The sequence below is a fragment of the Pseudomonas sp. ANT_H4 genome (genome assembly GCF_008369295.1).
Lineage (GTDB): Bacteria > Pseudomonadota > Gammaproteobacteria > Pseudomonadales > Pseudomonadaceae > Aquipseudomonas.
Genome location: NZ_VOBG01000005.1, coordinates 148,335 through 162,906, shown reverse-complemented (window position 1 = coordinate 162,906; position 14,572 = coordinate 148,335). Strand labels below are relative to the sequence as shown.

Genomic DNA, 14,572 nt, shown 5'->3' with positions numbered 1-14,572 from the left:
ACGCTGCACCACCCACCAGCAAGGCGCCTGCGCCGACGCTACCGAGCATGAAGTTTCTACGGTTCATCAGGCCACTCCCAGAATAGATGACAGGTGCGCATTGAGGAATTTTCCGCCAGGGTCCAGTGCCTGTCGTACACGGGTGAACTCCTCCCAGCGTGGGTACAGCGCCTGCAGGTTGCGAGCGTTAAGGGTGTGCAACTTGCCCCAGTGAGGCCTGCCGGCGTACTTCCAGAAGATCGGCTCCACCGCCGCGAAAAAGTTGTGATGGTCCATGGTGTAGTGCTGGTGCACGGAGATCGAACAACTGTCGCGCCCTTCAAACATGCTCAAGGGAATATCGTCGGCCTTGACGTAGCGGTACTCGATGGGAAACCAGGTGCGCAGGTCCTTGTCGCTGATCAGTTTGAGGATTTCCCGCAGGCAGGCAGGGCCTTGCTCGGCGGGAACCGAATATTCCATCTCGTTGAAACGCACATTGCGCACGTTGGCATAGACCTCATACGACTCGGCCACCCGGTCCTGGAAACTGGCGAAATAGCGCAGGCTGTTGAGCAGGGTGCGCCGGGCGCCGGGGAAATCGCTGCCGTATTTGTCGAGCTTTTCGATGATTGACACAAACGCGTTGCCGCCCTCCTCGGCCGGATCGATCGGCGGGGTTTCGGGGTCGGTGGTTTCGTTGAGGGCGATGGATAAGGCGTAATCGGAGTGGGTCACCACCAGCATTTCCCAGTGCTGGTTTTCCCGGGTGTTTTTCTCCACATCCTCCAGCAGATCGCAGGTTTTGGCGATCCATTGCCGCTCTCGCAGACGATACGGTGCGCGGTTTTTCAGGCGCACTTTGGTTGCCACGCCGAGGGCGCCGAGGGACACCCTGGCGGCATTGAACACCTCGGTATGTCGATTGGCATCACAGTCCAGTACCTCGCCTTGGGCGGTCACCAGTTGCAGGCCGGTGATATGGCCGCTATAGGAGGTAAAACCGATGCCTGTGCCGTGGGTCGAGGTGGCGATGGCGCCAGCCAGCGTCTGGTAGTCGATATCCGCCATGTTCGGCAAGGCCTGGCCGATTTCTTTCAACGCCGGGCCCATGCGCGACATCGGCGTGCCGGCGCCGAAGATGGCTTGCAGGCTGCCGGCATCGTGATCAAGTAAACCGTTGAAAAAGCTCAGGGACAGCAGCGTGCCGTCGGTGGGCACCAGGGCGCTGAACGAGTGGCCCGAGCCCACTGGCCGCACCTTGCCCGGCGCCTGGCGAATCACCTGCACCAACTCGTCCAGGTCCTTGGGCGCCAGGCGCGCCAGCGGCAGGCAACTTTGCGCGCCAGACCAGTTACGCCAGGGAATCAGCCGCGGTGCACGGGCCAGTTGCGCGAGCGCCGGGTTGCTGCTCAACGCCATGAAAGCGCCCGTCAGGGCCGCGCGCTGCAACAATTGACGCCGTGATAGGTCCATCACCATGCCGCTTACCTCGTTGTTGTTATTGTTGTTGCCCGGACATGAAACTGATCAGCGCCAGGAACTGCCCCTCGGAACACTGCATGCACAGGCCCATGGGCGGCATACCGTTGTAGCCGTTGATCGTGTGGCCCAGCAGCGTGTCGGCCCCCTGGGCGATGCGCGGGCGCCAGGCAAGGTCGTCGCCGGTCAGCGGTGCGCCGGATGCCGGATTGGCGTGGCACAGCTTGCAACTGGTGTCGTAGACCTGGGCCAGGGCTGACTCGGTCGGCATGGCACTGGCTGCCGTGGCGCGTTCAGGAGGATGTTTCGATTCGTCGCCGCAGGCCGTCAGCAGGCCGATAAAGGCCAGCAGCAGACTGATACGACAGGGGTTTATTACCCGCATAACCGCCCTCTCTCTTATGGTGTGGAAAGTCAGATCCACACTAAGGCAGGGGCAGCACCGCGTTGAGGGTATTGGGGGACATAAAGGGGGACTTCAGCGGCCAGGCTTGAGCGGGTGACAAGCAGCTCAAGTTGCCGTCAGCAACCGCGTAAGGGCTGTGCGAAGTTGCGGGTGTTCGGGCAAGCGAATGCCGAAGCTGTCCTGCAGCAGCGCCAGCAGTTCGTCCGCGTCCTGGATCGAGCGTTTTTCGCTGTCGCGGTCCAGGTAATGAATCGCGTAGTTGCCATTGTTCAACGTACGGCGCAGACCCGGAGCGATCAGCGCCACTTTCAACTGGCCTATAAACGGTGAGTCGGGGTGGGTGCAGACGTACCAGTTGCCGACCTCATAGTCGATGTGCGACTGCTGCTGCAGGTCGAATACATAGAGCCCGCGCCACTCCCCGGCGACCTGGGCCCACAGGGTATAGCTGTCCTGTTCCAAGGTCAGGCGGTAGGGTTCATGTGCAGTGGCCTGGGGCGCTTCGCTGTCCAATTGCAACGGGCTGGTCGGCACCATGCCACCAAAACCGACATCACTGATATAACGCACACCGTCCACAGTAACCAGGCTCAGGCGGTGAGTCCGGGCGGTGAGCGCATCGGGTGGGCCACCTATCACCACCCTCCCGGTAATGCCACGGGCGTCAAACCCCAGCTCTTGCAACAACGCCAGAAACATTTGGTTCAGTTCGTAGCAATAGCCACCGCGCCCATCCAACAGGACTTTCTGCTCGACGCGGGCTAAATCAATGGGCACTGGCACACGCAACAGGGTCGACAGGGTTTCAAAGGCGAAGGTGCTGACATGGCGCAACTGCAACTGCGCCAGGGTTTGCAGGGTCGGTGCCGGCGGCGTGTCATAACCCAGGCGTTGCAGGTACAGACGACTGTGAGTCAGGCGAGGCGAATCCAGGGACATGGCGCAATCCTTGAGCGCGAGGCGAAGGCATCACTAATACCCTGAACCGGGTCGCTTGCCAATTGTGATCGGTATCAACACCCGCTAGGTAAAGCCCCGCTCTGTGGCGGGGCCGTGTTCAGGTTTTCAGATCGCCAAGAGGGTCGTAGCCCGGCGTCTTGGCGGGCTTTTCTTTTTCGTCCAACGGCGCAATCGCGGGGCCCACCGGGTCAACCTGAGGGTCGGCCAGATCCGGCGAGTCGGGGTCAAAACCCAACTCGTCAGCGCCGCTGGAATGTTCCGATGAGTGCGGGCCATCGGGGGTTTTCGAATTACTGGTCATAGTCACCTCCTCCACGCGCCGGGTTACAGCGGGCGCGCCTTGTCATGCAGATTATCCAGGTCCTCGTCGACCCGCTCCTCATCCTTCTCACGCCTGGCCGGGTCATTGGGCCGGTAGGCGTCGTTATCACGTTCCACTTCTCCAGGAAGAATCGGCTCGTCGGGATTTTGCGTACCGGGCTGCTGCTGATACCGGGTCATGGTCCACCTCGCTTGAAGTCCGTTGCACACAGACTTTAGAGAAACCGCTGCACGCCATCGTTCAACCTGATTTCCCTCCTGCCCGTTGAAGCGTGAGAAGATGCCGCGCTGTGGCATACCCCTACTTCCCTTATGGAGACTGCACCCCGGATGTTTGAGATCAAACCCTGCGTTCCACAAACCTATCGCCAGCAGACCCGCCGCAGCACGCTAATCGTCGCCGTGATATTCGTCTTCCTGGCGATGCTGCTGTCGACCCTGGCCGTGATGCTGTTTGGCGAACCCGGTGGCGACAACTTTCGCTTCAATGTCGGCGGGGTCGTGGCCGGGGTGTTGCTGACAGTGGCGCTGGTGCGCGGCCCGTTCTGGTCACACGCCTGGCTGGCACCGGCACTCTATGGCTGGCAGCTCAAGCGCAGCCTGATGCGCGTGACCAACGTCATGCACAAGGTCACCGAACAGGTGCAGGCCAATGATCCGGAGGCGATCAAGCTACTGCGCTTCTACCATTTGGGGCTGACGCAGATGCATGCACTGGACGCCAACTCCAGCGCCCAGGCGCAGTTGGTGGGGGAAATGGACGCGCACAAGGCGAAGATGCAGGCGCTGGGGATCGAGACTGAGCAAACACGCCTGGACCCGACGTGGCTGGCAGCGGTAAAAAACGCTTGAGGTTTGCATTCAGACCGTCAGATTTGAACCAGCCTGTGAGCGCCAGCAGAACACCGCACTGACGGCAATCGCAGCGCCCGCCACGCCAAACACCCAGGGCGCCGATGCCACCGGCAACAGAAAACCCGCCAGCAACGGCCCAAGGCCGGCACCGATGTCGCGCCACACCGCGTTGGACGCCAGGGCTGAAACCCGCAGGGCGCCGGGATTGCGTTCCGCCACCAGGGTCGTCACCAAAGGTAATTGCAGGGCCCGCAGCACCAGCACCGCAGCAGCGCCAACAATCACCCAATAGCTGCCAAAAGCCCACAGGGCCAGGGCACTGAGGAAGGAAAACAGCAGCAACATCGCCGTGGCACCAAAGCGCTGTCCCGCGCGACCGCCCAAGGGGCTCAGGAGCATTTCCGAAACATACCGCAGCGCCATCAACGCGCCGGCAATCAACACCGCATCACCGCCGAGGATTTTTTGCGCCTGCACCGATAGGCCGAAAATAAACAGCCCGTCCAGCGCCACGCCTTCGATAAACGACCACACCGCCACGCTGTCCGGCAACCGGAAACGGCGGCCTGGGGTACCGTGCAAATCATGGCCGGCAGTCGGTAGGCCACGAGCAAGCCACAAGCCAATCAAGCAACACACCGCCAGAATCAGAAAAATCGGACGTGGCCCCGCCCATAACGTCAGCAGGCCGCCAAGCGGCAAGGCCAGCATCGGGCCAAGAGCAATAAACGCTCGGGAACGCCCGGCGCGGCGCGATGCTCCAGAGGGCTCAGAAGTCGCCAGCACTTGGGTCGACAGGTTCAACGCGGCAAAACACAGGCCCCATATCAGCCGCAGCCCCAGCAACGCGGCAAAACCACTCAAGAATGAATTGCCCAGGGCGCAGACGGCGGCTGCGCCGGCAGCGAGCATGCAGGTCAGGCGATCGCCCCGCAGGGCATAGAAGTTGAGCACATACCGATAGCCGAAAATCCGCACCAGCCGGTTGGCCGCCAGCAGCACCCCGGCCTGGGCCAGGGTAATGCCGAACGCCTGGGACTCCATGGGCAGCAAGAGATAGAGCAATACGTCACTGGGCAGGCACAAACTCAAGGTCAGCGCGGCACGGCGGGAGGTGGAGTCAGCGTTACGTTGGGTCAGGCTGGGCATAAAGCTGAAACATTCAGAATTATTTAGATGGCCACGTTAGCGTTCTTCCACGGTGCCTTACAAGGGCCAATACCGGGTTAAGCGGGACCAAACTGCAACAGGCGCAAACCACTGGCGACTCAGCCCACCGAGGCCAAGGCGTCATCAAAAAGCCGGTAGCCACCTGCAACAAAAACGGCAAGGACACGAACGCCAGGCCTTGCCGTAGTTGTCGAGCCCCAGCGAGGCTACGTCAGCCACACCGCCGCCCTCGGATCAGCCCCCAGCACCCAGTCGCCCCCAACGCAGCCTCGCTAAAGCTTGACCGTGCACAGAGCCTCTACGGGAATACTGCGCGCAGGTCCAAATGCCCATCCTTGAGCGGCGGGCACCAGTAGTAACCGCCGGTCAACGGCTTGCTGATGCGGTACAAGCCATCGACGATGCCGTCTTCCAGGCCGCTCATGCGGCGTAACTGTGCTTCAAAGGCATCGAAGGAATGACCGAATGCCAAAAACATCAAGCCGGCCTGGCCGTTCTCTGCCCAAGGCATGGAGCGGCGCACCACAAAGGCTTCAGGGGTAAAGCTTTCCTGCGCGGTGCGTTTGACATGGGCAGTCTCGGGCGCGTCTTCCAACTCTTCGTTGTCGCCATGGCGCCGGCCGATGATGTGATCGCGCTCCTGGGCCGGCAACGCGGCGAAGCCATCCAGGTCGTGCTGCCATTGCTGAATCGCAGCAAAGCTACCGCCGCCATTGGCCACAGCCGCTTCGACGGCGGCGTCATCATGGGGGTTTTCGGTGCCGTCTTCGTAATCGGTCAGGTCAAAACCAGTCTTGTAGCGAAAGCCTTCAGTCATCTGCACCAGGCGAAACGCCGGCGCCAGGGCTTTTTCAAAGGCTCGGCTGCGCATCAGCAATTCGCCGCGATCAACGCCATGCAGCCAGCACCATAGGGCCTGTTGGGTCGACGGGTTTTCAGCGCCTGGGCCGCTGACATGAGGGAACGCTCGTAGCCCTTCAACCTGGGCACCGAGGGCTTTTACCAGCGGCTCACCGAAACCCATCACTACCGTCGCGTCAGCCAATTGCACCAGCGCATCGAGCGCAGCGGGCACGGCGTCAATGGACTCCACGGCAAAAAACAGATGGCGTGCCTGCAAAGGCACCGGTGCGGCAAGAATGCCCGGCTGGTAGTGACTCATGTGAACTCCTTCAAGAAAGCCGCGCAGTTTACCCCTCGCGGCGCAACTATGCGCAGGACAAAACCTCAAAACCTTGCAACTCGGCCCTTTGATGGGTGAATCTCTAACCACGCTGTGCAACCACTCCTGGGGTAGCGATATGTCCACCGATAACCTGCTCGCCAATCTGTTTCCCGCCGCCGCCGACATTCCCGAGCAATTCCGTCTCGCGGCACCCATTGAACAGCGTGATTATCTGGTGGACGGCCAGTTGCGGGTATGGGACGGCCCCCTGGCCCAGGTGCGCAGCCCGGTGCAGTTGCATGGACCCGATGGCGACACGCCGGTGATCATCGGCAGCACCCCGCTACTGGACGCCGAAACGGCGCTGACCGCACTCGACGCCGCCGTGCGCGCCTATGATCGCGGCCAGGGCAGTTGGCCGACCATGCGCGTGGTGGAACGCATCCAGCACGTCGAAGCCTTTTTACGCCGTATGCGTGAACAGCGCGATGCGGTGGTGAAATTACTGATGTGGGAAATCGGCAAAAACCTCAAGGACTCGCAGAAAGAGTTCGACCGCACCTGCGACTACATCACCGACACTATCAACGCCCTCAAGGAACTCGATCGCCGCTCCAGCCGCTTCGAGCTGGAGCAGGACACCCTAGGGCAGATTCGCCGGGTGCCTATGGGCGTGGCGCTGTGCATGGGGCCTTACAACTACCCGTTGAACGAAACATTCACCACGCTGATCCCGGCGCTGATCATGGGCAACACCGTGGTGTTCAAGCCGGCCAAGCTCGGCGTGCTACTGATCCGTCCGTTGCTGGAGGCGTTTCGCGACAGCTTCCCGGCCGGGGTGATCAACGTGATCTACGGCAGCGGCCGGGAAACCGTCAGCGCGTTGATGGCCAGCGGCAAGATCGACATCTTCGCCTTTATCGGCACCAACAAGGCCGCCAGCGACTTGAAGAAGCTGCACCCGCGCCCTCACCGCCTGCGCGCGGCGCTGGGCCTGGATGCGAAGAATCCCGGCATCGTCTTGCCCCAGGTCGACCTGGATAACGCCGTTAGCGAAGCGCTTACCGGCTCGCTGTCCTTCAACGGCCAGCGCTGCACGGCACTGAAAATCCTCTTTGTGCATGAGGACGTGGTTGAGAGTTTTATCGCGAAATTCAATCAGAAGCTACTGAGCCTCAAGCCCGGTATGCCCTGGGAAGACGGCGTGTCGCTGACCCCGTTGCCAGAGCCGGGCAAGGTCGACTACCTGCATGCGCTGGTAGCCGATGCCCAGGCCAAAGGCGCCCGTGTGGTCAATGCCAATGGTGGCGCCAGTCGCGGTTCATTTTTCTACCCGGCGGTGCTGTACCCGGTGAACACCGCGATGCGTATCTACCACGAAGAACAGTTCGGCCCGGTGGTGCCCATCGTGCCCTACCGTGATCTGGATACGGTGATCGACTACGTCCTGGAATCGGACTTCGGCCAGCAACTGAGTATCTTCGGCACCGACCCGACTGAGGTGGGCCGACTGGTGGACACCTTCGCCAACCAGGTGGGCCGGATCAATATCAACGCCCAGTGCCAACGCGGGCCGGACACCTTCCCGTTCAACGGCCGCAAGAACTCAGCCGAAGGCACGCTATCGGTGCATGATGCGTTGCGGGTGTTTTCGATCCGTACCTTGGTTGCGACCAAGTTCCAGGACAGCAACAAGGAATTGGTCAGCGACATCCTGCATAATCGCGCGTCGAGCTTTTTGACTACTGATTATATTTTCTGAAACCACACCACTATTGTAGGAGCGAGCTTGCTCGCGAAGGACTCAAGCACATCGCGCGTATCCAGACAACACGCGTTATCGTTGAAGATCCTCGCGAGCAAGCTTGCTCCTACAGTGATTTCGAGACGCCCACAAAACCGATGAAGCTCTTTTCCTCCGTCCGTCTACCCAACTTCGTCCGCCGCCTGCTGCGTCCCCTGCTGGACCCCTACCGCCGCTACCGCCACGCCAGGCTGATCCATTCGGTACGGGTGTCACTGGGGCTTTTGGCTTCGATCCTGTTAACCACCGGCCTCAACCTGCCCCATGGCGAATGGGCCTCGGTGACCATGCTGGTGGTAATCGGCGGCTTGCAGCACCACGGCAACATCGGCAAGAAAGCCGTCGAGCGAGCCTATGGCACGCTGATCGGCGCCACCGTCGGTTTGTTGCTGGTAGCGCAACAGGCGTATCTGGGCCAGCCGCTGCTGACCTATCTGCTGATGTCAGTGGTCTGCGGTTTCTTCTCTTATCACGCCATCGGCAAGGGCGGCTACACCGCTCTGCTGTCCGGGATCACCGTGTTCATCGTCGCCGGCCATGGTGATAATCCGCTGGCCGATGGACTGTGGCGCACGGTCGACATTCTGATCGGCATCTCCCTGGCCCTGGCGTTTTCCTTCGCCCTGCCGCTGTATGCCGTGTATTCGTGGCGCTATAACCTGGCCAGTGCCTTGCGCGATTGCGCAGCGATCTACAGCCGGATCATCAGCGGCCAGTCGGTTACTGACGATGATCATCTCAAGCTGCTTAACCGCTTGAATGCGGCGATGGTGAAACTGCGCTCGCTGATGCCGTCGGTGTCCAAGGAAGTGCGGATCTCCATGACGAAGCTGGATGCTATTCAACGCCATCTACGGATGTGCATCAGCACCCTGGAGATCCTCGGCAACACCCGGCCGGACCCTCGGGATGAGCAGGCCACGGCCCGGATGCAAATAGCCCTCAAGGCTGAGCATCGGCAGATTCGGGTGCAATTGATCGGCATGGCGCGGGCCTTGCAATCGGGGGCGACGGAGCGGTTGGAGCGGGCCAGTTCGGTTCCCGATCCCGACACAGCATTGGAGACACCCATCCACAGTGCGCTGGATGGGTATCGGCTATTGACGGTGCAGTTGGCGGCGAATGTGGATGGGATGCGGGGGCTATTGGTGAAGAGTTCGAGGCAGTGGAGGATTTGAGGGTATAGGCGCTGTAAAAAAACGGGACAGCCTACGATTAAATAGGGTGTCCCGTGAATGGCCTGCAAAGGCTGTTATCTGAGCCCTACCCCCAGGAGTCGGTTACCCACCCACTGTTTGAAGGTCCCTTCTGCCCCCGTATTGATGTTCCGCCCGTACCAGTAATCGAAAAACAGAAAATTATGGGACCACGTGCTGGACCAATAAAGCCCATTGCCCATTGGCCAACTATTGCCATAAGCGGCGCTTATCTCACGCAGTTCATTAAGAGAGGCCAGGCGCACGCCTTGACTTCTGGCCCTGTTGTCGATGTCGGTCTTGGTGCCCCCTCCCAAGCCATAACACAGCACGACGCCGCCGACATAAACGACATAGCTCCTCGTTTGCGCCGGCACAGAAGAGTCACGCACGGTAATCGTCGCCGATCCGTTGCCTCTTACAGTGACATACCCCGTGGAGTCCACGACTGCCACGCCGGTGTTGTTCGAGGAGTAGGTGTAACCCAGAGTGCCACCCGATGCTGTATGTCGAATCGAGTTGCCGGAGTTAAACGCCGGCAAGCTAGCCTGGTTTCCCGGTATCAGATAAGTACGCCCATTGAGGGACACCGCATTCGAGTTAAAGACCAAGGGGCTGGTGAGCCGCACGGTGTAGACCGTACTGGGGAAAATGATCGCACGGGACTCGTCCTCACTCCCGTCATATGTCACTTTCAGCGAGACGGTGACGCTACCATTGTTAGGCACACCCAATAACCAGGAGCGAAGCAAGGGGATGTTCGCCAAACCGTTGGCTTGCTGAATGGCAGTTATAGGGTGCCCTTCCAGCAAAACCTGGGTCACAAGACCTGGGCTGGTCACTCTGAGCCAAACACGTTGCCCTGTTACGCTCAAGCGCCACTTTTGCGCGGAAACAATGGCATCTGCGGTCAGGGCAGGCGGGTTGAGCGAACCACCATTAGGCGTGTTATTGATCAGCGCCATGGACAAGCTGCCTGACGCGATGGTACCCACGATGACCGTCTGCTCTTCGGAAAACGCAGTTCCGCCTCTGCCCAACTCCACCGTGTACTGCAGGCGGATAGTGCTATTTACGCTGGTGCCAAGAATGACATTACCGATATTAAAGGTCACCGTACCCCCATCAAGCCCGTCCTGGGTGCTGATGACAGGCATGGAGCCGTCGACATAGATCCAGTGCAAGGTTATTCTGTCGGTTCCTCCCGCGTTCATGTTCGGGTAACTCACCAGAACCTGGCATTTGTTCTCGACCACAAGCGGGTTAATCGACACCTGCGGCCCGGTGGCAGGCGTGGAGTCCTTGATTTGAGGATGCGGGTAGGTGTTTTTCTCCATTTGAATCATGTGATGCCGAACGTCAAACAACACCGCATTATTGAGGTCGCCGCTGTGGTCGAATGTGACCCAGAAACTGATGGTCAATTCAGACCACTCCTCCAGGTTGCGCAACGCCAGCACCGGAGTCTCGCTGGTGATACCGTTGCTCACCTCGCTATCGTCAACGTCGCGGCCCCGATACACGTAGTTGTCGTATGCAAGCCCGGTGTTGCGAGTACCTTGATAACGCAACCACATGCGCTGGCCCAGGTGCGCGTACATCCAGGCCGGCACGCGAGTTTCGTCGAAGTCTTCGAGCAATGGAATTTCCAGCACCGCGTTGTCGCCGATACTGTCGATCAATGGGCCAGGAAGGTTGTGCAATGTCAGCAAGCGTAGGGTCAGCACGGGCGACGGGGTCGGATAACCGTTGCGGATCACCTGAAAGGAAACATGGATATCACGGCCATCGGGGTGGATGTTAAAGCCAATTGCCTCGGTCGGGATCGTGAAGTCGATATGGCCGCCGACCTGGTTCTCCTTGACCTCATAATGGGTGCCTATACCAGGAAGTCCTTTCCAGCAAACCTGGACTTTATCGCCAGCCTTGATGTGTTCGTACTTGATCCGCACCGTCGCACCGCCCGGCCAAGTGAGCGCGGGGTCAAGCTCATCAGGTTCGGTGGTGGCTTGCAGTACCTCAGGCAAAAACAGCTCGCCCAATGCGGTCCCGACGGTCACACGCAGCTCATCGGAGTATTGAGTAACTCCGAAGCGATCAATCAGGTAACTGACCGTGAGCGTGCCGTCCAGGTTGTCAAGAAACAGTTGCCTCGGGATATCCAAAACCAGCGGATTGTGGTTCAGGTACAAGGTGTATTCAAACTGCTGCTCACCACTAAGCGAGCCTGTGTATTTGACGATGACCAGATCACCCATTTTGAAATCCGTACGCAACTCAAGGGTGCCCACACTGCCAATGGTAGCGGGATCAACATTGCCGTTAATCGCATCAAGGATAATCGGCGCCGGCAAGTCCCGAGGTGGACGGCCGATTTGCACCCACAATCGTTCTGACTCTCGTGCACCGATGGCACCCGTGACGACATAATGCACATTGGTGTCACGCAAGCCCTCGAAACGCATGTAATCGGCATTCGGAAAATCTCGGGTTCGTATATGTATCCCTGCGAGCCGCGAAGACGAAACCCGCTCTATGGAATTGTCCTGGCGATACCCCTGGATGGTGACCTCCAGGTTATCGCCAGGACTGCCTGGCGGCTGGTAATCAGGCATCTGCGCAGTAATGCGCACAAGGTCCGGCTCAATGAATGGACCATGGGCCTCTCTGACCGAGGGCCGAGGCAATGCATAACGAATACCGGCGATCGTAATCGTGGTATTCCTTGAGGGCAGGTCATCCTCGCCGACCCTTTGCCGAACATAAGAGACCGTCATGGTGCTCTGAATGAGGGACCTGACCAGCTCGTTCCTGATCGGGAATTCGTAATACTGAGGAATTCTATCGACCCGCTGCAACATGGATTCACTGACGAACGCTCCATCAACGGTCGTGCCGTGCACCGTGAGCAAAATGAAGTCCCCCACCCTGAAGTGAGGACTGTTGCGCGCAACATTCACCTCGGCATGCGCAGGCTCTCTGCCAAGTGCATCGGCGTCCAGTACCATTGTGTCCTCGTCAGCCTCGACGACATACGGCTCTTCAAGCAGCTCCAGATCCAGGTCCACTTCTACAGGTACTGGCTTGCACCAGGGCTGCAGTTCACCCGAGCGATTACGCACCTCGTCATACAGGTAGAACTGCACGACAAAATGGCCGCTGCCCGCCAGTGCGATAAAATCGGGATCAATCACGAACTCCAGGTCCAGGTCCACCTGGTCGGGGGTAATCGGCGGGACGTCATAACGATGTTCTCCCCAATAGAACATCACCAGGTCGTTAACTCGCATGTTCTCCCATTTCTTGATCGTTGCCTTGACACCCCTTGCAGCGACGACAGCGTCAATGAAGGTATCCGATAGAGTCAAAACCAGTTTGGAGTGCCAATTTTCATGGGGCCGGTCGTCAGCACCGCCTGGCCGCGTATCCTTGATAAACACGACTTGAAGTGGCGAAGTGCTGAGTTGAGTGCTGCCGACCCTTTCAACCTCACCGTATACATCCGGTATAAAGCCCAACGGCACCGTGGTTCGAGGGATATTCAAGAAAAATCGCTGGTTGGCAACGTCTCCAGGCTTCACCGTATCCTCGGCCATGACAATGCCGTTCATCCGTATCCGATACGTGTCCCCAACATTGATACTTTCCCAACGCTCTAAGACGTAATCCAGCCCTTCTTCGAGATGGCGAATGCCCACGCCGTATGCCGCGCCATCTACAGGTGTGACCTGTTGGGGCGATGTGTAGGGGGAGTCCAAATCTTCAATCATGCTAAAGCCTGCACGAGTATCCGATTTCTTCACCGTGGCAGGTTTCTTTGTTATGGGAGTCGGTCTTAGAGCGGCGGGCTTTATCGGCATGATTGCTCTCCAAATTAAACAGCGTGTAGACAGAACACGCGCCAAGAGAAATCAAACACCCGCCCCATGGGCACGTCTACCTGTCAGAATTGACAGTCGCGACGAATGGTAGACCACGATGACGTATCCAGAGAAAGTTACTTTCAACATAAACGCCACACACTCACGCTTTCTCTTACATAGTTTTCACGCTTTATTCACATCCACGGCCGTAGTGTGAAGCCTCATCCGTTACAAATGCTTCACATCAAGCCCGCCGCCCCAGCGGGCTTTTTTTTGCCTGGGTTTTACTTGGATAGAGTGGGGAGTGGTAGCGGGGGTTGATGAAGTGCACGACTGGCTACCGCTTGGCCGGCTCCGGGCGGAGCCGGCGGGCCATCAGCGAGCGGCTTTGCTGGCGTTGGGAGCCGCCCCCTGCTCGCGGATCGCCCGCTGGGTATCAAGCACCCGCGCCAAGGCCATTTCGGCCTCGGGGCTTTGCTGCGGCACGCGAATGGCCGCCGAGACCAGAGTGATCAGCTTGGCCATGACTTCAGCATCGGTGGCCGGACGGCCCAGGCTCATGGAGTTCATCAGCAAGCGCAGTTCGGTCCCGGCCATCACCCCGGAGATCGCCTTGAGGGCAAATTGCAGGCGCACCCCCAATTCGTTACGCGGCAGGTCCGGCAGTGCCAGGGCGAATGCTTCAAAGAAGCGCTGGAACACCGGCTGATAGTGCACCTTGAGGTACTCCTGGATAAACGGCGAAGTGTCGCTGTAGACCCGGCCCAGGAAACGAATAAAGGAGCGCCCTTCACCGCTGGCCGGATCGCTGCGCTCCAGGCCCATGGCCGGGGCGAACAGCACGCCGAGCAGGGTGTCGCAATCGAGCGGGCCATCAGATTCGGCCTCGCATTTGTCGAGCAATTGCAAACGTTGTTCGTTGAGCGGTTCCAGGCGCTGCATCAGCAGCGTCTTCATAAGGGAGTCTTTGTCCCCGAAGTGGTAATTCACCGCAGCGAGATTGACTTGCGCCTTCTCGGTAATCTGCCGCAACAAAACGGCGTCATAGCCGTATTTGATGAAAAGAGCCTCTGTCGCATCCAGCAATCGAGTCTTGGTAACGTTTGGAGCGCTGGGTTTCTTCGCGACCATAGGGGTTCCACATGGAAAGGGATGTTTTAAAAAAAATTGGATTTTTTATACCGGGGCCGCTGTTGAAAGCAAGTAGTGACACTGCACCATATTACCCAAAGGCCCTATCAGCCACCTTCTTGGGGGTGATCCGAGGTGTTTCACAACACCCTGCGGCGCCTCATTGTCCCATTTTCGACAGGTGAAACCGCTCTATCTCTCTGGCTGGCGAAGCGAGTAGATCAAGGTTACTATTCAAAC

Annotated in this window: 12 protein-coding genes; 3 read left to right on the top strand and 9 right to left on the bottom strand. The window is 59.0% G+C overall.

What is annotated here, in order from left to right:
- Window positions 1-66 precede the first annotated feature (66 nt).
- From FQ182_RS08655 to FQ182_RS29715, 5 genes are all read right to left on the bottom strand, one after another.
- Window positions 67-1,395, bottom strand: a complete 1,329-nt coding sequence (locus FQ182_RS08655) for a D-arabinono-1,4-lactone oxidase (RefSeq protein WP_178114418.1) — start codon at window positions 1,393-1,395, stop codon at window positions 67-69.
- Window positions 1,396-1,480: 85 nt separating this feature from the next.
- Window positions 1,481-1,846, bottom strand: coding sequence for a cytochrome c5 family protein (locus FQ182_RS08650; protein WP_149412665.1), 366 nt, complete (start codon window positions 1,844-1,846; stop codon window positions 1,481-1,483).
- Between the two features lie 126 nt (window positions 1,847-1,972).
- Window positions 1,973-2,806 carry an arylamine N-acetyltransferase gene (locus FQ182_RS08645; RefSeq protein ID WP_149412666.1) on the bottom strand — a complete coding sequence of 278 codons (834 nt, stop codon included), beginning with the start codon at window positions 2,804-2,806 and terminating at the stop codon, window positions 1,973-1,975.
- Between the two features lie 118 nt (window positions 2,807-2,924).
- On the bottom strand, window positions 2,925-3,128 hold the full coding sequence (locus FQ182_RS08640; protein WP_149412667.1) for a DUF6021 family protein: 204 nt from the start codon (window positions 3,126-3,128) through the stop codon (window positions 2,925-2,927).
- Between the two features lie 23 nt (window positions 3,129-3,151).
- The gene (locus FQ182_RS29715) at window positions 3,152-3,328 is read right to left on the bottom strand and encodes a hypothetical protein (RefSeq protein ID WP_178114413.1); all 177 of its coding nucleotides are present in this window, start codon (window positions 3,326-3,328) and stop codon (window positions 3,152-3,154) included.
- Window positions 3,329-3,478: 150 nt separating this feature from the next.
- Here FQ182_RS29715 and FQ182_RS08635 point away from each other — a divergent pair, with 150 nt between their 5' ends.
- Window positions 3,479-4,000, top strand: coding sequence for a DUF3087 family protein (locus FQ182_RS08635; protein ID WP_149412668.1), 522 nt, complete (start codon window positions 3,479-3,481; stop codon window positions 3,998-4,000).
- 9 nt (window positions 4,001-4,009) lie between these two features.
- On the opposite strand, the gene FQ182_RS08630 is transcribed toward FQ182_RS08635, so the two are convergent.
- Together FQ182_RS08630 and FQ182_RS08625 are read right to left on the bottom strand one after the other, a co-directional pair.
- Window positions 4,010-5,152 carry an MFS transporter gene (locus FQ182_RS08630; protein ID WP_149412669.1) on the bottom strand — a complete coding sequence of 381 codons (1,143 nt, stop codon included), beginning with the start codon at window positions 5,150-5,152 and terminating at the stop codon, window positions 4,010-4,012.
- A 319-nt stretch (window positions 5,153-5,471) separates the two neighbouring features.
- Window positions 5,472-6,335: a Dyp-type peroxidase gene (locus tag FQ182_RS08625; protein ID WP_149412670.1), complete on the bottom strand. Its 864-nt coding sequence runs from the start codon at window positions 6,333-6,335 to the stop codon at window positions 5,472-5,474.
- 139 nt (window positions 6,336-6,474) lie between these two features.
- On the opposite strand from FQ182_RS08625, the gene FQ182_RS08620 reads away from it, so the two are divergent.
- Window positions 6,475-8,100 carry an NADP-dependent glyceraldehyde-3-phosphate dehydrogenase gene (locus tag FQ182_RS08620; RefSeq protein WP_149412671.1) on the top strand — a complete coding sequence of 542 codons (1,626 nt, stop codon included), beginning with the start codon at window positions 6,475-6,477 and terminating at the stop codon, window positions 8,098-8,100.
- A 140-nt stretch (window positions 8,101-8,240) separates the two neighbouring features.
- A complete protein-coding gene (locus FQ182_RS08615; protein ID WP_149412672.1) occupies window positions 8,241-9,320 on the top strand; it encodes an FUSC family protein in 1,080 nt (359 codons plus the stop codon).
- A 74-nt stretch (window positions 9,321-9,394) separates the two neighbouring features.
- Here the strand turns inward: FQ182_RS08615 and FQ182_RS08610 are convergent, their stop codons facing one another.
- Both FQ182_RS08610 and FQ182_RS08605 read right to left on the bottom strand, forming a co-directional pair.
- On the bottom strand, window positions 9,395-13,108 hold the full coding sequence (locus FQ182_RS08610; RefSeq protein ID WP_149412673.1) for a hypothetical protein: 3,714 nt from the start codon (window positions 13,106-13,108) through the stop codon (window positions 9,395-9,397).
- 468 nt (window positions 13,109-13,576) lie between these two features.
- On the bottom strand, window positions 13,577-14,332 hold the full coding sequence (locus FQ182_RS08605) for a TetR/AcrR family transcriptional regulator (protein ID WP_149412674.1): 756 nt from the start codon (window positions 14,330-14,332) through the stop codon (window positions 13,577-13,579).
- Window positions 14,333-14,572: the final 240 nt, after the last annotated feature.